Source organism: Streptomyces sp. NPDC058662, assembly GCF_042716255.1.
Lineage (GTDB): Bacteria > Actinomycetota > Actinomycetes > Streptomycetales > Streptomycetaceae > Streptomyces.
Window position 1 is genome coordinate 54,508 of the sequence record NZ_JBHXRU010000003.1, and the last position, 22,062, is coordinate 76,569.

The following is a 22,062-nucleotide window of genomic DNA, read 5'->3' on the forward strand; positions in this document are numbered from 1 at the left end:
CCCGCGGCACTCAGTGGCCGCCGCCCGGCGCCCTGAAATCGCGCGGCACCATCCACAGGACGAGCACGGTCACGACCGCCACGATGCCCGCGGACACGTACGAGGTCGTAGTGAGCGCGCTGTCGAAGGCGTGCCGGGCGGCGTCGAGGAGCCGTGCCCCGGCGGGACCGGGCAGTGCCTCGGCCACCTCCTTCGCGCCGCCGATCGACTCGTGGGCCAACGCCGGCGCCGTACGCGGCATCGCGGCGGCGTAGAGGGCGCCGTGGATCGAGCCCAGCAGCGCGACCCCGAGACCCACGCCCAGTTCGTACGAGGTCTCCGAGACGGCCCCGGCCTGCCCGGCCCGCGCCGCCGGGACCGCGGACACCAGCACGGCGGCGGCGGAGGTGACGGCCAGCCCGTCCCCCAGGCCGAGGGCGGCCAGGAAGGCGGCCACGTAGCCGTACGAGGTCGGTTCCGGCGCCAGTGCCAGCAGGAGGAAGCCCGCCAGCAGTCCGGCCAGGCCGATTCCCATCACCGCGCGTACCCCGAGGCCGTGCAGCAGGCGCGGGGCGAGCAGGGAGCCGACCAGCATGGCCGCCGCCACCGGAAGCGTGCGCAGCCCCGCCTCGAAGGGGGAGTAGCCGTGCACGTACTGGAACCACAGGGAGACCAGGAAGAGGGCCGCGCCCGCCGCGAGCATCGCCATGAGGGTGACCAGGGCCGCAGCGGTGAAGGGCCGGCTGCGGAAGAGCCGTACGTCGAGCAGCGGGTCCGGCAGCCTCAGCTGGCGGAGCGTGAACGTGACCAGTGCCAGCAGCCCGAAGGCCAGGACGGCCAGGTCGGAGAGTGCCGGAGCGCCCCTGGCGACGTGCTTGACGCCCCAGGCGAGGGCGACGACGCCGACGACGGACAGGGCGGCACTGGGCCAGTCCAGGGCATGGGCGCCCGCCGCCTTGTACTCGGGCAGGAGCCGCAGGCCCGCGACCACGGTCACGACGACGACGGGGACGTTGACCCAGAAGGCCGCCGACCAGCCGTACTGCTCGACGAGCAGTCCGCCCACGAGCGGGCCGATCGCGGCGCCGGCGCCCGCCACGGCGGCCCAGATGCCGATGGCGCGGGTCCGCTCCCGCGGGTCGGTGAAGATGTTGCGGATCAGCGAGAGCGTCGACGGCATGACCATGGCGCCTCCGACGCCGAGCAGGACCCGGCCGGCGATGAGCGTGGCGGGGCCCGTGGCGGTCGCCGCGACCACGGAGGCCGCACCGAACAGCACGAAGCCGGCCAGGAAGAGGCGCTTGCGCCCGTACCGGTCGCCGATCGCGCCCGTCGTGACGAGCAGACCGCCGAGGACCAGGCCGTAGATGTCGATGATCCACAGCTGCTGCAGGGCGGTGGGGCGCATGTCGTCGATGAGGGACGGCAGGGCCACGTTCAGGATGGTGGCGTCCATGGCCACCACGAGGAGGCTGGCGCACAGCACGGCGAGCATCGCCCACCGTCCGGATCCCGACGGCGGGCGGCGTTCCGCGGCGGGGCCGGCGGGGTTCACGGCTCGGGCCACGGGATGTCCCAACCCTTCGGTGGGGCCCGAGAAGGGGGCCGCGAGGTAGACGCACGCCGACTTGGTGCGAGTTTGTCCAGGTATAGGAGTCGGCGGGGCGGCGCGCAAGCCGAACGGCGGCACGCGGGGATCCGATGCGCGGGCGGCGTTGCCCGCGGGGCCGGCGGGGGTGGTTGACTGAGGGTCATGCCGCTCGATGCCTACGGGGTGCTCTCCGGAACCCTGCACCGCCACTTCCGCGACCAGCCCGACGACCAGGGCCAGTGGTTCCACGTGAACCTCGAAGTCGACGCGCCCGCCGGGCGCTACCGGTGCGCCGTCGACGTGGACAGCAAGCAGTCCGCCACCGGGGTCCAGTGGAAGGTGTTCACCCTGGCCCCCTCGGTGCTGGAACCGGTGCCCGCCCTGGGCCCCGGCTACCACGACCTGTCCATGGCCGCGGGCTCCGGCGCCATCGACTACCTGCGGCACCCGGCGCTCGCGGACCGGCCGGGCTGCCTCTTCGTCCGCCGGCCTCCCGCCTGGATGCGGGCCCTGCGGGACCGGCTGCGCCCGCCCCGGCCCTGGGTCGCGGGATCCCACCTCGACGCGGCGCGGGCCCTGGAAGCCGTCCTGGTCCCGGGGCGGCCCGTCCTGATCTTCGGCGAGCCGTTCGACCGGGGACTCGGCATGCACAACGTCCACCAGAACCAGGGCGACCCGTACGGCAGCCGCTGGTGGGACGAGAACGGGACCTGGCAGGACGGCGCCACCCTCACCCGGCGCCCCGACGGCTGGTACGACGTCTTCCTGGCCAAGTTCTCCAGTCAGGCCGACCGGACGGACGACGCCGGCCACCCCGCGTGACGGGGAGCCCCGCCTGACCGGGAGCCTCGCGATCGGGAGCCCTCAGAGTGCCTCGGCGGCGGCGCCCGACTCCCGCCCGGCGTCGCGACGGGACTCCTCCTGCTCGGCCTTGCGGCGCAGCGCGTCCTCGTCGGTGGTCGCGTCGTAGGAGATCAGCTTCGGCAGCACGGCCGCCAGGATCGCCACCGAGGCCACACAGGCCAGGCCGCCGCTCCAGAACGCGGCCCGGGTGCCGGTCCAGCCGGCCATCGTGCCCGCCCTGACCTGCCCGAGCTGCGGGCCGACGCTGTACGAGAGCACCTCGATGCCCGCGAGCCGTCCGCGCAGCCCCTCGGGGATGGTCTGGTTCCAGATCGTGGCCCGGCCCAAGCCGCTGAGCATGTCGGCGGCGCCGGCCACCGCGAGGCACACCAGGACCAGCCAGAGGCTGCCGGACCAGCCCGCCGCCGCGATGGCCAGGCCCCACACCGCGGCCCCGGCCACCACCAGCAGCCCGTGCCTGCGGACCCGGGAGACCCAGCCGCTGGTCATCCCCAGCACCAGCGAGCCCACCGAGCCCGCCGCGTACATCAGGCCGAGCGCCCACACCGCGTCGAGCTCGTCCGCGAGAAACGGGAAGATCGCGTTGGGGAACGCGAAGAACATGGCCGCCATGTCGACGGCGTACGTTCCCATCAGCACCGGCCGGCTCCACGCGTACCGGGCGCCTTCCGCTATCCCGCGCAGCGACGGCCGTTCGGCACCCCGTACGGCCGGAGCCGGGGCGAGGCGCGTACACAGCAGCACGGACAGCAGGAAGCCCGCCACGGTGATCCCGTACGCGGGGGCGTGACCCGCGTACGCGACGACCAGGCCGGCCAGGGCCGGACCGCCGATCGCGCCGATCTGGTAGCGCAGACCGTTGAGTGCGGCGGCGGCCGTGAGCTGCTCGTGCGGCACGATCCGCGCCATCAGCGAGTCGAGCGCGGGCCGCTGCAGCCCGGTCAGCCCCGAGACGCCCGCCGCCACCACGTACAGCGGCCACAGCAGCGGCTCGGGCAGCAGCGCGTTCACCAGCAGCACCAGGGCGAGCACCCCGAGCCCTGCCTCCGTCAGCAGGATCAGCCGCCGCCGGTCGACGGCATCGGCGAGGGCGCCCCCGTACAGGCCGCAGACCACCAGCGGGACCAACTCGACCGCGCCCATCGCGCCGACCGCCAACGGGGAATCCGTGAGGTGCTTGATCTGGAGCGGCAGCGCGATCATGGCCATGAACGAGCCGAAGAACGTGACCGTCCCCTGGACGAACAGCAGGCGGAAGTCCCGGCTGGAGCGGAACGGGGCGAGATCGGGCAGTACACGGGCCCGGCGGGACGTCTTCACAACGGACCATCGTGCGGGAACGCGCGCGCTGCGGGCAACGCGATATCGCGGGGGACGGGGACGGGGACGGGGAGGGGGACACGGGGACGGGGGTGGGGGCCGGGGTGGGACGGGGCCGGACGTGGCACCGCACGGCGGCGTACGGGCCCGGACGGCCGAATCCGGGGCGCCGTGCGTGGCAGCGGGGCCCGGCCGTGGCATCCATGGGGCATGCCACCGGTGTCGCCGTTCCTGCGTACGGCCGCGTCCTACGCCTGGCGCCTGCTGGTCGTCGGCGCGGCCGTCTACGCCGTCTTCGCCCTGCTGGGCAGGTTCCACGAGATCGCCGTGGCGCTCTTCCTCGGCCTGGTCGTCACGGCGCTGCTGTCGCCGCCGACCAGACGCCTGGCCCGCTTCGTGCCGCGGTCCCTCGCCGTCGCCGCCTCCCTCGTCGGCAGCGCGCTGCTGCTGCTCGGCGTGCTGACACTGGTGGGCGCGGCGGTGGCCGGGGAGAGCACCACCCTGGTGCGGGAGTTCCGCACCGGCCTCGCCAGCATCGAGACCTGGCTGGAGGGCCCGCCCCTGCGGCTGAACCCGCACGCCCTCACCGACGTCCAGTCCCGGATCGGCGCCTTCCTGTCGAGCCACCGGTCCACCGTGCTCAGCGAGGCGCTCAGCGGAGCCGGTCATGTGGTGCAGGTGCTCACCGTGCTCGCCCTGGCGGTGTTCTCCTCCGTGCTGTTCCTGCACGGGGGCGGCCGGCAGTGGTCCTGGTTCTGCGCGCAGCTGCCCGACGCGCGGCGCGACCGGGTGGCCGTCGCCGGCCGCGCGGCCTGGCGCACGTTCACCGGCTACACCCACGGCATCGTCGTGGTCGCGGCGGTGAACGCGGTCCTGGTCGGCCTCGCGCTGTACTTCCTCGGCGTCCCGCTCGCCCTGCCGCTCGCGCTGCTGGAGTTCTTCGCGGCGTTCGTCCCCCTCGTCGGATCCCCGGTCGCGCTGGCGGTCGCGGCGGTCGTCGCGCTGGCAGCGAAGGGGCCGCTCGTGGCGGCTGTGGTGGTCGGGCTGATCGTGGTCATCGGGCAGATCGAGGGCCACCTGCTGCATCCGCTGGTGATGAGCCGGGCGGTACGGCTGCACCCCCTGGTGGTGGCGATCTCGGTGGTCGCGGGAGCCATCGCCGCGGGAGTGGTCGGCGCGGTGGTGGCCGTCCCCCTCGTCTCGGTGGTCTGGTCCGTGCACACGGCGCTCCGCGACGCCCGGACCGGCGCCGGGCCGCGGGACGGCCCGGACGGCGCGGACGGCGCGGACGGCTCGAAGGGCGCGGACGGCGCGAGGGCTTTCGGACCGCGGGAGGGCGGGGACGGCGGCGCGGGATCCTCCGGTACGCGGGGCCGACCCCCGGTGTGACGACCCTCGCGCCGCCGTCGCCGGGCCCCGACCGTAGGGTGGGCGCGGGCTGCGCCGGGCGGGGGTTCCACGCGGTGCGGCACGGGGGGTGCTTGGGGGATCGAGGGGTGAAGTCGGCCTGCTCCCCGGCACGTTGATGGTGCCGGTCCATCCGGTAGATTTCCACGAACTGATTCCGATCGGACGAGGCTGACGTGTTAGAGCTCAGGGGGAGCGGGGCCGAGCCGCTGGAGGCGGAGGACCCGCGGCGGATCGGGGACATACCGCTGGCCGGCCGGCTGGGGGCAGGCGGCATGGGGCGGGTGTACCTCGGGGTTTACGAGGGCCGGTACGTCGCCGTGAAGCAGCTGCTGGCCTCCGTCGTCGGTGAGGACAAGGACTTCGTACGCCGCTTCGGGCACGAGCTGGACAACCTCGCCCGCCTGCCCGAGACGGCCACGGCGCCCCTTCTGGCCAGCGACCGCACGGCCAGACCGCCGTGGTTCGCCACCGCGTACATTCCCGGCCTCACCCTGCGGGAGGCCGTGGATCTGAACGGCAGTCCGCTGCCCGCCGACGCCCTGTGGCTGCTGCTGAGGGAGGCGGCGGCCGGCCTGGCACCGGTCCACGCGCTGGGGATGGTGCACCGGGACCTCAAGCCGTCCAACGTCATGCTCACCCTCGGCGGGCTCACCCTCATCGACTTCGGCGTGGCGAGGGCCGCCGAGCAGAGCCAACTGACGCGGACCGGCATGGTCGTCGGCACTCCCGCGTACATGGCGCCCGAACAGGCTTCGGGGACCCGGGCGTTGAGCGGGGCGACCGACGTGTTCGCGCTCGGCTCCGTCCTGGCGTACGCGGCGTCCGGCCGGCCGCCCTTCGGTGACGAGTCGGGGCACGGGGTGCTGTACCGCATCGTCCACGAAGAGCCCGACCTGGAGCCGTTGCGTGCCCTGGCCCCGGACCTCGCGGAGGTCGTGGCGGCCTGTCTCGACAAGGATCCCGAGGGCCGCCCCACCGCCGCCGAACTGCTCGAACGCGCCGCCGAGCACGCCCCGGCCACCGCCTCCGCGTGGCCGGAGGCCGTCGCCGCGCGCCTGGCGGAACGGGCCGCGTTCGCCGCGGACGTGCGGCAGGTCGACATACCGACGCTCCCGCTCGCCGGAGCGCGGCCGGACCCGGTGACCGGGTCGGACCCCGCACCGAAGCCGGCGTCGCAGACGGAGCCCGGGCCGGGGGCCGAGCCGGAGCCCGGACCGGGGGCGGACCGCGGGGCGGACCCGGGCCCGGACACCGGCCCGGAGCCCGGGTCCGGCGCCACCGCCCTGCCGCCGGCCCGGCCCGAGCGGCCCGAACGCCGCCGCCGTACCCGCGTGTTCTTCGCGGTCGTCCCCGTCGTCGTGGTCGCCGGGGGTACGACGCTCGCCCTGCAGTACCTGCCGCACACCACCGCACTGGAAGCCGGGTCCGGCGCCACCCCCCGCGCCTCGGCCTCGGCGCCGGCCGACCCGTCCGCCCCGACAACGGGCGGCAGTCCCTCCGGTACGCCGTCACCGGGAGCCTCTCCGAGCCCGGGCGACGCGGCCGGCGCCCAGGACGCCGGACAGGCCGCCGCGGGCGGGACCCAGAACCCCGCCGCCGGAGGCACCGGAACCGGAGCAGGCCCCGGGCCCGCCCCGAATCCCGTCGGGGGCACGCAGACCAACCCGGGGGGCTCCGGCAGCCCCGGCGGCGCGGGGAACGCCGGCGGTACCGGCACCACCCGCCCGCCCGGCACAGGGACGTCCACAGCACCCTCGGCGCCCGCGCCCCCGGCGTCCGGCACGTACCGCTACCGCAACGGCAACAACAGCAAGTGCGTCACCCAGGTCTACGGGTCCTCGGACTTCGGCAGCTGTTCGGACGCCTCCGCGCGGTGGACCGTCCGGAGCGCGTCGAACGGCGGCTTCCGGCTCGTCAACGAGCAGTCCGGCGGATGCCTGTACTCCAACGGCCTCAACCAGGCCGTCTTCGTGGGCGACTGCGCCCAGGACATCGGCCGGCTGTGGCGTACCGGCTCCGGCGGCACCCTGCGTGCCGACCTGGGCGGCGGCTGCCTCGACCTGGGCATGGCCAGCGGCCTGGTGACCAGCACCTGCTCGGGGGACGCGTCGCAGCGCTGGACGCGCCAGTCCTGAACCGTCCGCGGGCGGACGGCGCGGCCGGGCCCGGTGGCGGAAGCCGAGGGCCCGGCACGAGCCGAAGGGGGACGGCCTATACCTCGGCCTCCGCCGGCACCTGCGCCCGCGCCCGTACGGCGGCACTCTCCCAGGGCGGCGGCGTCCTCGACTCGGTCCAGGCGGCCAGGGCTTCCCCGTCGACGCAGACGATGCCGCAGGCGGCCGCGTACTCCTCGGCCGGGGCGGTGAAGGAGCTGGTGGTCACCACGACCGCGACGTCGGCGTCGTGGACGGCGAAACAGGTGCCGCCGAAGCGCTGCAGGTCCTGCGAGCCCACCCGGTTGCCCTCGCCGTAGTGCTTGCACTGGACGACGACCCGCAGACCGTCGGCGGTCGTGGCGATCACGTCGGCCCCCAGATCCCCGGCCCCGCCCACGACTTCCACCTGGGGGCAGCCGTCCCGGGCGCACAGCGCGGCGACCGCGTGCTCGAAGCCGTCGGCGTCCACCGCCGCGTGGTCCAGGGCCTGGGGCCCCACATCGGGCAGGTCTGCGGGGTCCGGCGCAACGGCGGGCGGGAGGTGCGGCGCGGGACCCGGCACGGGGCCCGGCGCGTACGCGGGGGAGTGGCGCCGGCGGGGCGCCACACTCCACCGGGCCAGCAGCACCCCGGCCACCAGGACGACCAGCGTGACGATCGGTGCCACCGGAACACCGCCCTGCGCCCCCGCGGCCGTTCGGACGAAGACGGCCAGACCGCCCACGCATATCCCCACAAGTCCGACCGCGAGTACGACGTCGCGCCCCACGGACGCCGCGCCGTCGCCCGCACCCATCCGGCGCCCACCCGGTGTCGCCATACGGGACCCCTCCCCTCACTCGTCCACGGGCCGCGGCCCCGGCCGCGGCCGGGGAAGGGCCGGCGCTGAGCCGCCCCTTCCCCTCACCCGACGGGGTCCATCACCCACTGGAGGGACGGACCCGGTCCTCTCCTCGTCTGGTCGCAAATCCCGGATCCAAACGGAAGACCGCCGCAACCGGCCGCCCAACTGCCCAGGTCAGCGGCCGCGGTGGCGGGCGGCGCATCATCCGGCCCGCCCGGGCAACAAGACCGCAATGAAGCGAAGAAGCGGTCCGGCCGCGCGCAGGACCCGGCCCCTGCTGCTCCTGCCGGTCCAAGTGGCCCTCGTGGCGGGCCTGGGGCTGCTCATCACCGGACCGGCCGCCGGCCACTGGCCGTTGACGGAGGAGGACCGGGCCAACCAGCACCTCGCGCAGGAGCGCGTCGCCCCCCTCACGACCGTGACGGAATGGTTCTCCGTGCTGGCCAGCACGGAGGGGATCATCAGCGTGACCCTGCTCTGCGTCGTCGCGCTGCTCGTGGCGCCGCGGGTAGCCGGGCGGGCCGAAGCGCTCTTCCTGAGCGCCTCGGTGGCCGCTCAGTCGGCCGTGTTCCTGCTGGTGACGGTGCTCGTGCAGCGGCCCCGCCCCGACGTACCGCGCCTGGACGGCGCGCCGCCGACGTCCAGTTTCCCCTCCGGGCACGTCGGAGCGTCCGTCGCGCTGTACGGCGGCCTGGCCGTCATCGTGCTGCTGAGGACACGCGGGCGGGGACCATGGCGGTACGCCCTGGCGGCGGTGCCCCTGCTCGTCCCGCTGGCCGTGGGCATGTCGCGGATGTACCGCGGCATGCACCACCCCACCGACGTGGCGGGCGGCCTGCTCAACGGCGCCGCCACCCTGCTGATCATGGGCTTCGTCGTGCTGTCCGGGCGGGAGGCCCACCCTGCCCGCGAGGCCGGGACCGGGCGGGCCCCGCGCGAAGGGGCCGCCCCCGCGCCCACCTCCCCGCACCCCGTTGCGAAAACCTCCCCGCACCCCGACCCGACCACCTCCCCGTACCCCCTCGCGCCCGCGACCGCCGACGGACTCGGCCGGACGGTCGCCGTGGTCCGCCACCCGCTCGCCTGCCCCGATGGACTCGCCGACCGGATCCGCGCCGTACTGGCGGCCCACGGGCACGCAGACGCGGACCAGCGGTGGCTGCTCACCACGGCCGAGCAGCCCTGCGGCCCGCTGGCCGAGGAGATCGAGGCACGCCGCCCGGCCCTCGTGGTGGTCTGCGGAGGCGACGGCACCCTGCGGGCCGTGGCGGACGTCCTCGCCGGTACCGGTATCCCCGTGGCGGTCGCACCGTGCGGCACCGGCAACCTTCTCGCACGCAACCTGGGCCTCCCGCTCGATCCGGCCGACGCGCTGGCCGCGGCGCTGGCGGGGGACTGCTTCGCGCTCGACACGGGCCGGGTGGCGGGCGACGGCATCACGCCCACGCGGTTCACCGTCATGGCGGGCATCGGATTCGACGCCGCGATGGTCCGGGATGCCTCACCCCGGCTCAAGTCCCGCCTCGGCTGGCCCGCGTACGTCCTGTCGGCCCTCCGGCACCTCAACGACCCGGGCATGCGGCTGTCCATCCGGGTCGACGGAGGGCGCCGGTACCGGCGCCGCGCACGCATGGTCGTCATCGGCAATGTCGGCGCCCTCCAGGGCGGCCTGCCCCTCCTGCCGCGGGCCCGGCCGGACAGCGGCCGCCTGGAAGTAGTGCTGTTCGACCCCCGCGGCCCCTTCGGCTGGCTCACGACGGCCGGCCACCTGATCTCCCGGATCCCGCGCGGCGCCACCCCGCCGCCGCCGGACGCACCGGCCGCCCGCCCCGGACCGGCCACCGCGTCCCGGACGCCGGACGGACGGCGCGCGGCGGGCGGCGCGCTGGAGTACTTCAGCGCCACCCGGGTCGACATCCGCTGCGCCTCCCCCCAGCCCCGCGAGGTCGACGGCGACGTCCTGGCCGACGGCGTGCGGTTGACGGCCGAGGTGGAGCCCAGGGCCCTGCGCATGTACCTGCCGCGGGTCCCCGGCGCTCCCGCCGCTACCGGCACGGACGCGCGACGGGCGCCACGCCCGGCCGACCGGCCCCACGTACCGCCGCAACCGGCCGCGCCGCGCACCGCGGAATCCGAACGAGGAGAGTGAGACAACGGTGGGCACCGCACGACGGGTACCGCAGAGACATGACGTGCTGGGCGACGAGCTGTCCGGCGACGAGGCGTGGAGCGCGCTGCGCCGCTACGGAAGCTGGAGCCTGGCCCGCGACTCCTTCATACGCTTCCGGTACGCCGACGGGTTCAGCCACGCCCGCGCGCTGGCCCTGCAGACGGTGCTGTCCATCGTCCCGCTGGCGATCGCGGCCGTCGGCCTGTCGGGGGTCCTGCACGCCGAGGACGTCGGGCGCATCGCCGAGCTCACCCTCCGCCGCCTCACCAGCGGCCCCGGCCAGGCCGTCGTGGACGAGGCGCTGCGCGAGAGCCGCCGGCACGCGGGCAACGGAGGCCAGGCCGCGCTGTGGCTCGGCCTGCTGTTCTCCCTCGTCAATGTGACGACGGCGCTGTGCCAGGTCGAGCGGGGGGCCAACCGCATCTACGGCAACGAACGCGACCGGCCGTTCCTGCGCAAGTACACGCGCGGCATGCTCATGGTGGTCCTGGCCGGCTTCCCGCTCGGCCTCAGCTTCACCGTGACCGTGCTGGGATCCCATTTGAGCCACGCGCTGGCGGAGGTCTACCAGCTGGCTCCCGCCACCGTCCGGGCCTGGGAGATCCTGCGCTGGCCCCTCGGGTTCCTGCTCGCCGTACTCGCCACGAGCGCCATCTTCCGCCTCTCCCCGCGCCGGCACCAGCCCGGCTACACCTGGCTGGCCTTCGGAGCCGTCGTCCACCTGGTCCTGTGGAACCTGGCGACGTGGGCACTGAGCCTGTACGTCGGGGCCAGCAGCTCCTTCACCAGCGTCTACGGGCCGCTGAGCGCGATCGTGTCGCTCCTGCTCTGGTCCTACCTCACCTCGATGGCCCTCTTCCTCGGCCTCGCGTTCGCCGCGCAACTGGAAGCCGTCCGGGCGGGGGTGAGGGACCCGGTCACCGCCGACCCCGGAGTCTGACCGCGCCGGGGCCGCCGCCCCCCTGCGGTACGGGGCGGGGCCCCTGGGCAGACGGGCAGCACACAGCACCGCCGGCCCGGCCGGCCCAGCCATGCAGAACACCGCACACCGCATAGCGCAGACCGCATACCGCAACGAAGGGAGCCGTACCACCGTGACGGCACGTACCGACCCTCCCCGACGCCGTACCGCCCGGAGTCTGCTGGCACGGCACCTGGGGCCCGACGCCGCTTTCGGCACGCGCCTGGTCCTCACCGCCCTCGTGACGGCCGCCGTGTCGGTGCCGTTCGCCCTCGCGCTGGTCCTGGTGGAGTCCCAGTGGCCCCCGCTGTACCGGCTCGACCGGGCCACGGCCGAGCGGCTGCACGAGACCGCACTCGACCACCCCGCCTGGGTGCGCGTCCTCGACATCCTCACCGGCGTCGTGTGGGACCCCGTGACGATGCGCCTGCTGGTGGCCCTGCTCGTGATCTGGCTCCTGATCCGCCGCGCCTGGCGGCTGGCGGCCTGGGCGTCCGTCACGGCGGTGGCCGGCGCCCTGACCGGGGTACTCGTCAAGATCATGGTGGAACGGGCCCGGCCCCATCTGCCCGACCCGGTCGCCGACGCACCCGGCTTCTCGTTCCCGTCCGGCCACGCGATGACGGCCACCACCTCCTGCGCCGTCCTGCTACTGGTCCTGCTGCCCCTCGTACCCCGCGGCTGGCGGCCCGTCGCCTGGGCGCTCGCCCTGGTGTCCGTGGTGGGCGTCGGATACACCCGCGTCGCGCTGGGCGTGCACTGGGTGAGTGACGTCGTGGGCGGCTGGATGCTCGGCCTCGCCGTGGTCACCGCGACGACACTCGTCTTCGAGGCATGGCGCGCGGACATCGGACGCCGCCGGACCACCGTGGCCCAGGGCCTGGAACCGGAGCTGGCGGCCGCCGACCCCGAACCGCCCGTGGACGTACGGGCCCCGCAGGCGCCGCCGTCCGGCGACGCCGCCGGCCCGCGCACCTAGAACCGCCCCGACCCCCACGGCCTCGCGGGGCGGCAGCGGTCGTGGGCTACGCCGTTCGCGGGGCCTGGAGGTAGGCGGTGCACTCCGGGTTGTGGCAGGGGCCCGGGACCCAGACGGGCACGAAGACCCCGAGGGTCTTGTGCCGGCTCTTGGCGGTGGTCATGGACACGGGACGCTGGCAGGCCGGGCACGTAAGCGCCCGGCGGGGACTGGTCTCATGCTCGACTTTGCTCATTTTTTAACCATAGGCCGACCGGCGGAGGAGGGGAAGAGTTCCCTATGGCCGAATTGTCGGTTCTTCCTTGAGGTGGCCCGGCGACGGCTCAACCCGGTGACCGCGGCGGGTCGTCGTCCTCCCCGCGGGCGTCGGTGGCGGGGGCGGGGTGCCGGATGCTGAGGACGACGGAGCCGCTCAGCACCACCACGATGACGGCGAGGCTCACGGGGGAGGGGATTTCGGGGATGTCGGTGCTGATCATTTTGTGCGAGGCCTGGAGGACGAGCTTGAGGCCGATGAAGGCGAGGATGATCGCCAGGCCTCTGTTCAGGTAGTGGAAGCGGTCCAGCAGCCCCGAGAGCAGGAAGTACAGGGCCCGCAGGCCGAGGATGGCGAAGGCGTTGCTCGTGTAGACGATGAAGGCGTCGTCGCTCACCGCGAGGACGGCGGGAACGCTGTCCACAGCGAAGATCAAGTCCGCCGCCTCGATCGCGGCCACCACGGCGAGGAGAGGGGTCGCCACCCGCCTGCCGGCCTCCCGTACGAAGAATTTCGCGCCCGCGTACTCGTCACGGACCGGGACCACCTTGCGCAGCATCCGGACGGCGAAGCTCTTGCCGGGGTCGAAGGTGTCCTCCTCGTCCCTGACGAGTTTGTAGGTGCTGTAGAAGAGGACGGCGGCGAAGGCGAAGAGGACGGCGGTGAAGCGGCTGACCACCGCCACACCGAGGGACAGGAAGATCCCGCGGAAGACGAGGGCTCCGATGACCCCGAAGAACAGCACCCTGTGCTGGTAGGCGCGCGGCACCTTGAAGTACCCGAAGATCACGGCGAAGACGAACAGATTGTCGACCGACAGGCTCTTCTCCAGCAGCCACGCCGTCGTGTACTCCGTTCCCGCCGTCGTGCCGAGCACGAGGAAGACGGTCCCGCCGAAGGCCAGCGCCAGACCCACCCACAGGCAGCTCCAGGCCGCCGCCTCCTTGAAACCGATGACGTGGGCCGTGCGGTGGGACAGCAGATCCACCGCCAGCGACACCACTACGGTCGCGGCGAACGCCCCCCACAGCCAGAGCGGGACCTCAAGCACGACACACACCCTCACCCACGGCCCGCGCGAGGTGCGCCGGGCCCTCATACAGGAGTCTGCGACACCCGGCCCCCCGGCGCACGGCGGGCCGCGCGAAGCCGGAACGGTGCGCGGGGTCAGGTCCAGCCCAGTTCAGAGTAGGCCTGCCCGCGGACGATCGCCTCGATCGCCGTGCGGGCGTACGGGACGCTCGGTTCGGGGAGGCGGTCCGGGGCGAACCACCCCCACTCCAGGCACTTGTCCGGTTCCCGAACCTCCGGGACGCCCGACCAGGCACGGGCGCGGAACACGAGCTGGAGCCGGGGCCGGCCGCGGCCGCGCTCATGGAGGACGTGGACGGTGTGGACGAGCTCGACGTCCTCGGCCCGGATGACCAGGCCGGCCTCTTCCTCCGCCTCCCGGATCAGCGAGGCCCGCGCCCCCTCGCGCTCGCAGTGGCCGGCGAGGAAGTGGTAGGTCCGGCCCGCGAACGCGACGTCGGGGTGGCGCAGCCCGAGCAGGATCCGGCCGTCCTCGCGCTGGAGGTAGAGGTGCACGCCGATGATGTTCGGGTGTCCCTTCTCGTCCCCGCGACGGCGCGGTGCGGCGGGGACCGCGGGGATGGCGGCTGCGGTGCTGCGGTGCACCTCGATGACCTGCTCCACCCACGGGCACATGGTCAGGTACGCGGTGGTGGCGGCGTCGAACCAGCGGAACATGATGCCCTCGGGGCACGGGAGCGCGTCGGCGTCCCCCTCCCAGAAGCCGGTGAACACCCGGATCCGGCTCTTGGTCCCGCCCGGGCCGTGCGCGTCCACGACGGTGAGCGGTTCCAGCGGGACACGCAGGCCGGTCTCTTCGAAGAGTTCGCGTTCCGCGGCCTGGAGCGCGCTCTCCCCGTCCTCCAGGCCTCCGCCGGGCACGGACCACGTACCCGGGTCCCAGATGTGCGGCTTGTTCGCGTCGCGCAGGTGCAGCAGGTACTGGCCGCGCGCGTTGACCAGGAGCGCGGACGCCCCTTGCGGTTCGGGGGAGGCGGGGATCATCAGCGGTACTCCTCGGCGAGGCGTGCAGGGGGCGGGCGGCGGAGCCGGTACGGGGATCAGGTCGGCGGGAGTGGCGCGGACGCCCGGAGCAGGCCCGGCAGGCGGTTCGCGATGTGGAGGCCCGCGACGGAGGCCGGGCCCAGCAGGGAGACGACCGTACTCAGCAGCTCGGGCCCGACGGCCAGGGCGTCGGCGGCGGGGACGGCCCGCCAGAGGCTGTACGTACGCCGGACCGCGAGCTCAGTGTCCGGGTGGTCCGGGCCGTGCAGCTCCGCGCGCAGCCGCAGGACGTCCAGGTAGCGCCGTACGGCCGTGGCGTGATCGGCCGCCAGATGCGCCAGGTAGCCGCGGACCTCGCCGATGTCGACCAGCTCGGGGTGGCGGTCCCCGAAGGCCCTGCGCACCTCCTCCTCCCGCCGCCGGGCCCGGGACGAGGCCTGGCCGAGGTCCCCGGCCGCCGCCAGGGCCATGACCGCCGCGAGCACCTCGGCGCCGGCCGCGCGGCCGGCGGGGGAGTCGGCCTCGGCGTGCGAGGCGGCACCGGCTTCCGCCGGCGATCCCGTCACCCGGCCGCCGTCCCCGCCCGCACGGCCGTCCCCGCCCGTCTCACTGCGCCCTCCTGCCCCGCCCGTCCCGCCGTCCCCGGTGGTCCAGAACCGGTCGGTCACCGTCCCCCAGGGGAGGTAGCGCACGGGTTCGGCCGCGGTCGCGGCGCCGGCGTCTCCCGTCACCATGCGACGACCCGGCGGACAGCGGTGACCCGGGTGGCGGGCCGCGTGGAGTGCCGCCAGGCCGCGTAGGGGACCACGCGCGTCCGCACACCGGTACGCGGGGCCTCGATGAGGAGACCGTCGCCGAGGTACATGCCCACGTGCCCGGGCCGGGCCTCGGAGCCGTCGGAACCGGCGGTGAAGACGAGGTCGCCGGGTTTCGGATCGTCGAGGGAGACCCGGCGCGGAAGCTTCACCTGGTCGTACGTGGTGCGGGGCAGGGGGACGCCGGCGGCCGCGTAGGCCCGCTGGACCAGGGAGGAGCAGTCGCACCAGCGGGCCGGCGCGGTCCCGAGCGCGTCCGTACAGTCGCCGCCCAGCCGGTAGTTGCCCCCGCGTTGCGCGAGCGCCCAGGTCACGGCCGTGCGTACCTGCGCCGGAGCTGCCCGGCCCGGCGCGAAACCGGCCGGGAGGAGCGCGTCCCCCTCCGCCGGCGGGCCCGCCGCGTACAGGGCGGAGCGCTCCGTGATCCGGCGTACGTAGTGGTACGTCTCCCCGCGCGCGAAGGACACCGGCGGCACCCCGCGGAACTGCACGACGCGCCCCCAGCCGGCGTTGTACCCCGCCAGGGCCATCTCCACCGGGGAACCGCTGAACTCCGGCCGCCCGTGCGCGAGTCCGAGGAGGTGGCACATCAGGGCGGCCTGGGCGGGGATCGCGTCCCGCGGGTTCCAGACGTCCTCGACCCCGTCGCCGTCGCCGTCCCGGCCCCAGGTGCGCCAGGTGTCCGGCATGAACTGGGCGATCCCCCGCGCCCCCGCAGGTGAGGTCAGAGTGGGGACGAAACCGCTCTCCTGATGCAGTTGGGCCGCGAGGACCGAGGGGGGCAGGACCCGGTCGCACGTACCGGCCGCGGCGATGACCAGCTCCGCGTACGCGGCGGGCACCCCGTCCCGGCCGCCCACGCGCATGGCTCCGGCAGCCGGAAGCACGACGTCGCGCCCGCCGTCGCCGAGTGCCGCCACGAGCAGAACGGCGCCGAGCCCCAGCGCCACGGGCGTGGCCAGGGCGCCGACCACCGTCAGCGCCATCCACCGCCGCATTCCCACCCGTTGCCCCCGCCGCCGTCGCAGTCCCGTTCAGCGATGCCAACGCCGAGGCGGGGGGCGGCGTCACGGCATCGGGCCCGGTAACGGAGGCCGTGTCCCCTATCGCGTGAATGGCGTAACTCACCCCGCTCGGACGCCGTTCATCATGCGGTTCCGCCGTCCGGGTGCGGGCCCGCCGTGCGGGAGCACGGCCGGTGAAGGGCGGGGTGGGTGCGCGGCAGTACGGAAGACGCTCCCGTCGCTTTACCGGCGGGGGCGCGGATCGTCGTACCGGTCATGGCCGCCACGGGCGGCAGCGGGCGTTCCGGCCTCGCCTGCCTGCTCGCCGGGGAACTGGCCGCCGCGGCGGACACCGTCGTACTCGACCTCGGCGTACGGCTGGCCTCACCGTGGCCGGCATGGACGCAGACGACACCGGCGGGGGAAGCCGGGCAGGCGGGGCGGGCCGGGCCGGGGGCCGGCGGTCTGGCGGCGCTTCCCAGCGACAGGCCGCACACGCGGGACGCGATCCGCTCGGCCGCCGTCCGGCGAGGCGCGTTCGACGTGCTGACGGACGGCAGGGAGTGGAACGCCCCGCCCCTCGCCCTCCCGTCGGAACCCGCCGCCTGGTACCAGCTGGCGGCCGCGGGGGGCTGGCGGATCGTGGTCGCCGACACCGCGCACCCGGTGGGGTACGACGTACTTGCCGCCCGCTGCGCGGGTCTTCCGGGCGCCACCCGAGGATGGTGCGAACTCCCGTACTCGGTTCCGGTGTTGTGCGCGGCCGCGACCGCTCATGGTGTGCAGGTGCTCCAGCAGGCCGTGATGGCGATGACCGCCGAGGGAATGCCGCTGCGGCGGACCGTGGTGGTGCTCGTGGGGCTGGACGGCGGGCGCGCGCCCGCCGTCGTACGGGCCGCGGCGGCGATGCTCGCCGACCGGGCGTACGACGTGCTGGAACTGCCGCACGACGCCGATGTCCGCGCCCACGGCCTGCGCGGCCCGGGCCGCCCCCGGCCCCGGACCCGGCAGGCCGCCGCCCGCATCGCGGAGGCCGTCCTGGAGGCGGCGCACTCCGCGTGGGGCGAGCCGCTCCCGGACGCGCCGGTGCCGGCTCCGGCTCCGGCCTTCGAACCGACTCCTCAGACCGCTCCGATTCCGACAGCCAAATGACGAGGTACCGCCATGAGCCAGTTGATGCACGCACTGCACGTCTTCGCCGACGGCCCGGCGGTGCCCAAGTACAAGCCGACCCTGCCCATCGAGGTGCAGGAACCGGTCACGGCCATCCTGGGCTGGACGGCGGGCGCCGGACTCACGCTCGCGGTGCTGGGCGGGCTCAGCGGCTGGGCGCTGGTGGCCGTGGGCCACAACACGGAGCGGGCGGTGCTGGCCGCGCGGGGCAAGCAGGGTGTGCTGTGGAGCCTCATCGGCGCGGGGGGAATCGGTGTGACGTCCTCGCTGGTGCTGAGCGTCTACGACCTCTCCAAGTGATGAGCGCGGGAGCGCCGGACGCCCGCCGGGCCCGGCTCGTACTGGTGGCCGCCGCGCTGGCGGCGGCCGTGCTCTGCGTCGGCCTCGGCTTCGCGGGCGCGACCCTCTTCGACGACGCCGACAGCGACAACCGCCCGCCGGTAGTCGTGCCGACGGCCGCCGGGGCCCCGGGGTCGGCGCCCACGCCGGTGCCGGACGGCGAGCCGATGACACCGGAAAAGGCGAAAAAGATCACCCTGCCACCCCCAACGGGCCAAAAGGACGGCGTGTCCACCGGGTTCGGGCATTCGCACAGCGGCGCCATCGCAGCAGCCGTCTATTTTTGGGAGGAGTACGCGTTCCTCGACGATGAGGAGGCGCGACAGCAGTTGACAGCGGTTACCTCACCGGAGGCTGTCGGATACATCGATGATGAGGTCTCCGAAATTCGCAAGGCGCGTGAATACCTAGGTTTACCTCCTTCGGGTGGGCTCCCGGCGGGCATTACCTTCACGGCCTCGGTGCGTGCAGTACGCCCCACTAGCATTTTGGTGCCGGGTCTCCCGGCGGGCGATGTTCTACAGGTGTGGTTGTCCTACGATCGATTCGCCACAGGTTTGGACGGCCTGCCCGATAAGGACCCGCTGCGCGGTGAGACGATCGATTTCGTTCTAAAGTGGCAAGACGGAGCGTGGCGGTTCACCAACGAGTTTGACGCCATGCGTACATTCCCCGTTTCGTACGAACCGGACAGTCCCTTCGCCTGGAGCGATGGCTGGGTACAGGTTCGCCATGGCGACTGATCTCAGTAGACGAGTACTGCACATGCTCGCGGCTCTCGCATGCTCTTTGTGTCTTCTTGGCGTCTCCTCTCACATTGCGACTGCCGCCGACGATCCGAAGCACCACGCTTCGGTCGGTCCTCCCAGTGATGTACCGAAGAGCTGGCAGGGGCAAAGCGTTGGCATCGACAAGAAGAAGAAGTATTGCCTCATTGATCAGATCCGAGATGCCGCAGTCTGTCGCACCCCGGACGCCAGTGAAGCTGGCAAGATTTATCGATGCCACGAGGTGACTGCCACCCAATGCGCCAAGGCCAAGCAGAAGCAAGTCGAGCTTCGCCATCTCGAAAAGTGGCGGGCCTCCGTCGCCGACAAAAAGGGGCCGATGTTCAAGCTGTTGAACACGTCCATCAGTGACTGCGTAGAGGGCGGCCGGGCCTTCGAGGGCTGTCGGGCTATTGGTGTGCTGAAGTATCCGCCGCCCGGGGACACGCCGGTTGACTGGATCGGCGGGAAGCTGTCCCAGCTTGCGTCCGACGCGTTGGAGGAGGCCGCCCGGTACGTCGGGCGGGGGGTGGTGTGGCTGCTCGGGGAGTTCGCGCGGTTGTTCAACCGGGTGTCCACCATCGACCTGGAGAAGGGCGGCGTCGAGGAGGTCACCGCCGTCATGGTGACGCTGTCCGTCACCGTCGCCGTGTTCCTCATGCTGTTGCAGTTCGGAAAGGCCTCGGTCAGCCATCGGGGCGAGCCACTCGCGACGGCGTTCGTCGGGCTCGCCAAGTGGGCCGTGATCTCCTCCGTGTACACGATCGCCACCCAAACCGCGCTGAAGTGGTCCGACGCGGTCTCCGACTGGATCGTCAACGAAGCGATCGGGGCCCCCGCGCGCACCGGCGGGGGCAAGTCCGCCGCCGAGGCGATGGAGGCCCGGCTCGGGTCGTTGTTCGGGGGACTGGTCGCCGAGGGCGGTGCGGCGGCGGCGGGAGACGGCGGCGACGGCGGGGTGCTGGTCAGCGGGGAGGGGTTCTCGGCCCCGGCGGTCGGCGTGGTCATCGTGGTAGGGATCGTGTGCATCGTCGCCATCGGCGCGCTGTGGGTGGAGATCCTGCTCCGGCAGGCCGGGATCATGCTGCTCGTCGCCGCCATGCCGATCGTGCTCGCCGGGCAGCTCTCCGACGCGACCGCCGACTGGTGGCCCCGGGCCCGCAACGCGCTCATCGCGCTGATCCTCATGAAACCCGCCATCGTGACCTGCTTCTTCCTCGGGATCGCCGCGATGTCCGAGGACGGGGTGGGCATGCAGAACGTCCTCGTCGGGCTGGTCACCTTCCTCCTGTCCTGCTTCTGCTGGCCGGTGCTCGTCCGGTTCCTGACGTTCACCACGGCGGGGTCGGCCAACGGCATCGGCTCCACGTTCGGTTCGCTCCGCGCGGCCGGGCTGTATCCCGCGGCCGGCGGCGGGTACCGGGCCGAGCTCGCCGGCGCCGGCTCGGTCGGCGGTGGCAGCGCCTACACCCGGGCACTGGAGCAGGAAGCCCAGCCCGCCCCGACGGGCCCGGACCCGGCCGGGAAGGGAGACGGCGGGGGGAGAAGCCGGTTCGCCGGGCGCTCGGCCTCCGCACGGTCGTTCGCGGTGCCCGCCGGGACCGCCCCCGGAGCGGCGCGGACGCCGGCCCAGCCCCACGACCCCGCCCTCGCACCCGTACCCGTACCGGAGCCGGCACCCGCACCCGCCCCCGTACCGGAGCCCGCCCCCACCCCGCCGCACGGATACCGCCCCGCCCCCGGCGAGCGGCCGTACCCGGCGCAGCGCCCCCAGCAACCCCTGCCGCACCCGCGCCCCGCGCCGGCGGACGGCGTACCCCGAGGAGGAGTGACATGACGCAGCCCGCCACCTACGGCGGCTGGCAGTCCGAGCGGACCGGGTTCATGGGGCGCCTGTCCGGCCCCGGGTTCGCGATGGTCGCGGCCGCCAGCTTCGCCGCGCTCGTCCCCGTCAGCCTCTCCAGTTGGCGCTCGGCGCTGGTCTGCGTACCGCTGGCCGTCGCCCTGCTCTGCCTCGCCCTCGGCCGGGTCATGGGGCTCAGCGCCGACGAATGGATCGCTCTCGCAGTAAGGCACCAGATCTCCGTGGCCACCCGACGCAATCTCTTCCTCTCCGGTGCCTTCGCGCCCCGCGCCGCCGACACCGGCCGTCAGCCGATGGACCTGCCGGGCGTGCTCGCCCGGCTGCGGATCCTCGACGCCCCCGACGGCCTGGGAGGCGCCCTCGGCGTCGTCCACGACCCCGTCGCCGGTACGTACGCCGCCGTCGCGCGCGTCACCTTCCCCGGCCTCGCCCTCGTCGACACGGCCCAACAGGCGGCGCGGGTCTCCGCCTGGGCGGCGTTCCTGCGGTCCTACTGCACCGAGGACTCCGCCCTGACGCGGATCTCCGTGCACCAGCGGTGCCTGCCCGACGACGGGGCCGCCCTCGCCTCCTGGACCGCCCGCCACATCACCGCCGACGCGCCCGGCGCCGCCGTCACCGCGCTCGGCGAACTCATGGACGGCGCCGGCCCCACCACCGCCGCCCGGGAGACCTACCTCACCGTGGTCCTCTCCGCCTCCCGGGCCCGACTCGCCGTCAAGGGCGCCGGCGGCGGGCAGATCGGCGCCGCCGCCGTCCTGGTACGCGAACTGCACGCCATGCAGCACACCTTGTCGACCGCCGGCCTGCACGTGGTCGAATGGCTGCCGCCGCGCTCCCTCGCCCACACGGTGCGCACCGCCTACGATCCCGACGCCCAGCACATGCTCGCCGCCCGCGCCGCCACCGCCCTCGCCCCCGGCTGGGCGGGCACCCGGCCAGGCCTGGACCCCGACCTGGCCGGGCCCGCCGCCGCCGAGAGCGCCTGGGGCGCGTACCGGCACGACGGCGCGTGGAGCGTGACGTACCAGGTGCGGACCTGGCCCCAGTCGTACGTGTACGCCACCGTGCTGCAGCCGCTGCTGCGGCCCCGCGAGAACGCCCGGCGCAGCATGAGCCTGCTCTACGAGCCGGTGGGGCCGCGCCGGGCCCGCCAGGAACTGGCCCGCGACAAGGCCAAGCGGAGTTCCGCCCGCCATCTGCGCTCCCGCACCGGACGGGACGAGAGCGAGGACGAGCGCCGCGAGGAGGCGGTGGCCCGGGCCCACGACACGGCCCGGGCCTCGGGCCAGGGAGTGGTGCGGATGACCGCCGTGCTGACGGTGACGGTCACCGACCCGGAGGAACTGGAGACCGCCTGCGCCGAACTCCAGGCGGACGCGGGGGCCTGCGGCCTGGAGGTGCGCCGGATGTGGGGCGCGCAGGACACCGGCTTCGCGGCGGGCGCCCTCCCGCTCGGCCAGGGACTCCCCGACCGACGGACGGGGTTCTGAC

Annotated in this window: 18 protein-coding genes; 11 read left to right on the forward strand and 7 right to left on the reverse strand. The window is 74.1% G+C overall.

The genetic code is table 11. From position 1 onward, the window contains the following. Positions 1 to 10: 10 nt before the first annotated feature. Entirely contained in the window at positions 11 to 1,546 is a 1,536-nt protein-coding gene (locus ACFWUQ_RS02435; protein ID WP_384531739.1) for an MFS transporter, read from the reverse strand. A 186-nt stretch (positions 1,547 to 1,732) separates the two neighbouring features. Between ACFWUQ_RS02435 and ACFWUQ_RS02440 the strand changes: the two genes are divergently transcribed. Then, a complete protein-coding gene (locus ACFWUQ_RS02440) occupies positions 1,733 to 2,392 on the forward strand; it encodes a DUF2278 family protein (protein ID WP_384531740.1) in 660 nt (219 codons plus the stop codon). 42 nt (positions 2,393 to 2,434) lie between these two features. On the opposite strand, the gene ACFWUQ_RS02445 is transcribed toward ACFWUQ_RS02440, so the two are convergent. Continuing rightward, positions 2,435 to 3,754: an MFS transporter gene (locus tag ACFWUQ_RS02445; protein WP_384531742.1), complete on the reverse strand. Its 1,320-nt coding sequence runs from the start codon at positions 3,752 to 3,754 to the stop codon at positions 2,435 to 2,437. A gap of 210 nt (positions 3,755 to 3,964) precedes the next feature. On the opposite strand from ACFWUQ_RS02445, the gene ACFWUQ_RS02450 reads away from it, so the two are divergent. Together ACFWUQ_RS02450 and ACFWUQ_RS02455 are read left to right on the forward strand one after the other, a co-directional pair. Continuing rightward, on the forward strand, positions 3,965 to 5,143 hold the full coding sequence (locus tag ACFWUQ_RS02450) for an AI-2E family transporter (RefSeq protein WP_384531744.1): 1,179 nt from the start codon (positions 3,965 to 3,967) through the stop codon (positions 5,141 to 5,143). A gap of 194 nt (positions 5,144 to 5,337) precedes the next feature. Then, on the forward strand, positions 5,338 to 7,299 hold the full coding sequence (locus ACFWUQ_RS02455) for a protein kinase (RefSeq protein ID WP_384531746.1): 1,962 nt from the start codon (positions 5,338 to 5,340) through the stop codon (positions 7,297 to 7,299). A gap of 76 nt (positions 7,300 to 7,375) precedes the next feature. Here the strand turns inward: ACFWUQ_RS02455 and ACFWUQ_RS02460 are convergent, their stop codons facing one another. Next, the gene (locus tag ACFWUQ_RS02460) at positions 7,376 to 8,140 is read right to left on the reverse strand and encodes a restriction endonuclease (RefSeq protein ID WP_384531747.1); all 765 of its coding nucleotides are present in this window, start codon (positions 8,138 to 8,140) and stop codon (positions 7,376 to 7,378) included. Between the two features lie 256 nt (positions 8,141 to 8,396). On the opposite strand from ACFWUQ_RS02460, the gene ACFWUQ_RS02465 reads away from it, so the two are divergent. The 3 genes from ACFWUQ_RS02465 to ACFWUQ_RS02475 all read left to right on the forward strand — a co-directional run bounded on the left by ACFWUQ_RS02465 (position 8,397) and on the right by ACFWUQ_RS02475 (position 12,274). Continuing rightward, positions 8,397 to 10,313, forward strand: a complete 1,917-nt coding sequence (locus ACFWUQ_RS02465; protein ID WP_384531749.1) for a diacylglycerol kinase family protein — start codon at positions 8,397 to 8,399, stop codon at positions 10,311 to 10,313. A gap of 7 nt (positions 10,314 to 10,320) precedes the next feature. Next, entirely contained in the window at positions 10,321 to 11,274 is a 954-nt protein-coding gene (locus tag ACFWUQ_RS02470) for a YihY/virulence factor BrkB family protein (protein WP_384531751.1), read from the forward strand. A 154-nt stretch (positions 11,275 to 11,428) separates the two neighbouring features. Continuing rightward, the gene (locus tag ACFWUQ_RS02475; RefSeq protein ID WP_384531752.1) at positions 11,429 to 12,274 is read left to right on the forward strand and encodes a phosphatase PAP2 family protein; all 846 of its coding nucleotides are present in this window, start codon (positions 11,429 to 11,431) and stop codon (positions 12,272 to 12,274) included. 323 nt (positions 12,275 to 12,597) lie between these two features. Here the strand turns inward: ACFWUQ_RS02475 and ACFWUQ_RS02480 are convergent, their stop codons facing one another. From ACFWUQ_RS02480 to ACFWUQ_RS02495, 4 genes are all read right to left on the reverse strand, one after another. Beyond that, positions 12,598 to 13,581, reverse strand: a complete 984-nt coding sequence (locus ACFWUQ_RS02480) for a TerC family protein (protein ID WP_384531753.1) — start codon at positions 13,579 to 13,581, stop codon at positions 12,598 to 12,600. A 116-nt stretch (positions 13,582 to 13,697) separates the two neighbouring features. After that, complete coding sequence (locus ACFWUQ_RS02485; protein ID WP_384531755.1) at positions 13,698 to 14,606, reverse strand: NUDIX domain-containing protein; 909 nt, start codon at positions 14,604 to 14,606, stop codon at positions 13,698 to 13,700. A 56-nt stretch (positions 14,607 to 14,662) separates the two neighbouring features. After that, on the reverse strand, positions 14,663 to 15,340 hold the full coding sequence (locus ACFWUQ_RS02490) for a hypothetical protein (RefSeq protein WP_384531756.1): 678 nt from the start codon (positions 15,338 to 15,340) through the stop codon (positions 14,663 to 14,665). After that, positions 15,334 to 16,407: an NlpC/P60 family protein gene (locus ACFWUQ_RS02495; RefSeq protein ID WP_384531758.1), complete on the reverse strand. Its 1,074-nt coding sequence runs from the start codon at positions 16,405 to 16,407 to the stop codon at positions 15,334 to 15,336. Before ACFWUQ_RS02495 ends, ACFWUQ_RS02490 begins: the two co-directional genes overlap by 7 nt. A 294-nt stretch (positions 16,408 to 16,701) precedes the next feature. On the opposite strand from ACFWUQ_RS02495, the gene ACFWUQ_RS02500 reads away from it, so the two are divergent. The 5 genes from ACFWUQ_RS02500 (at position 16,702) to ACFWUQ_RS02520 (ending at position 22,061) form a co-directional block, all read left to right on the forward strand. Then, positions 16,702 to 17,577 (forward strand): hypothetical protein, encoded by an 876-nt coding sequence (locus tag ACFWUQ_RS02500; protein ID WP_384531760.1) that lies wholly within the window; start codon positions 16,702 to 16,704, stop codon positions 17,575 to 17,577. Between the two features lie 12 nt (positions 17,578 to 17,589). After that, the gene (locus tag ACFWUQ_RS02505; protein WP_384531762.1) at positions 17,590 to 17,898 is read left to right on the forward strand and encodes a hypothetical protein; all 309 of its coding nucleotides are present in this window, start codon (positions 17,590 to 17,592) and stop codon (positions 17,896 to 17,898) included. Beyond that, on the forward strand, positions 17,898 to 18,680 hold the full coding sequence (locus ACFWUQ_RS02510; protein ID WP_384531881.1) for a hypothetical protein: 783 nt from the start codon (positions 17,898 to 17,900) through the stop codon (positions 18,678 to 18,680). Before ACFWUQ_RS02505 ends, ACFWUQ_RS02510 begins: the two co-directional genes overlap by 1 nt. Positions 18,681 to 19,044: 364 nt before the next feature. Beyond that, entirely contained in the window at positions 19,045 to 20,541 is a 1,497-nt protein-coding gene (locus tag ACFWUQ_RS02515; protein WP_384531763.1) for a hypothetical protein, read from the forward strand. Beyond that, the gene (locus tag ACFWUQ_RS02520; protein ID WP_384531765.1) at positions 20,538 to 22,061 is read left to right on the forward strand and encodes an SCO6880 family protein; all 1,524 of its coding nucleotides are present in this window, start codon (positions 20,538 to 20,540) and stop codon (positions 22,059 to 22,061) included. Before ACFWUQ_RS02515 ends, ACFWUQ_RS02520 begins: the two co-directional genes overlap by 4 nt. Position 22,062: the final 1 nt, after the last annotated feature.

Coding starts and splice junctions, on each gene's coding strand:
- ACFWUQ_RS02440 (WP_384531740.1), top strand. CDS start 1,733: ATGCCGCTCGATGCCTACGGGGTGCTCTCCGGAACCCTGCACCGCCAC.
- ACFWUQ_RS02450 (WP_384531744.1), top strand. CDS start 3,965: ATGCCACCGGTGTCGCCGTTCCTGCGTACGGCCGCGTCCTACGCCTGG.
- ACFWUQ_RS02460 (WP_384531747.1), bottom strand. CDS start 8,140: ATGGCGACACCGGGTGGGCGCCGGATGGGTGCGGGCGACGGCGCGGCG.
- ACFWUQ_RS02465 (WP_384531749.1), top strand. CDS start 8,397: ATGAAGCGAAGAAGCGGTCCGGCCGCGCGCAGGACCCGGCCCCTGCTG.
- ACFWUQ_RS02485 (WP_384531755.1), bottom strand. CDS start 14,606: ATGATCCCCGCCTCCCCCGAACCGCAAGGGGCGTCCGCGCTCCTGGTC.
- ACFWUQ_RS02490 (WP_384531756.1), bottom strand. CDS start 15,340: ATGGTGACGGGAGACGCCGGCGCCGCGACCGCGGCCGAACCCGTGCGC.
- ACFWUQ_RS02495 (WP_384531758.1), bottom strand. CDS start 16,407: ATGGCGCTGACGGTGGTCGGCGCCCTGGCCACGCCCGTGGCGCTGGGG.
- ACFWUQ_RS02500 (WP_384531760.1), top strand. CDS start 16,702: ATGGCCGCCACGGGCGGCAGCGGGCGTTCCGGCCTCGCCTGCCTGCTC.
- ACFWUQ_RS02505 (WP_384531762.1), top strand. CDS start 17,590: ATGAGCCAGTTGATGCACGCACTGCACGTCTTCGCCGACGGCCCGGCG.
- ACFWUQ_RS02510 (WP_384531881.1), top strand. CDS start 17,898: ATGAGCGCGGGAGCGCCGGACGCCCGCCGGGCCCGGCTCGTACTGGTG.
- ACFWUQ_RS02515 (WP_384531763.1), top strand. CDS start 19,045: ATGTTCAAGCTGTTGAACACGTCCATCAGTGACTGCGTAGAGGGCGGC.
- ACFWUQ_RS02520 (WP_384531765.1), top strand. CDS start 20,538: ATGACGCAGCCCGCCACCTACGGCGGCTGGCAGTCCGAGCGGACCGGG.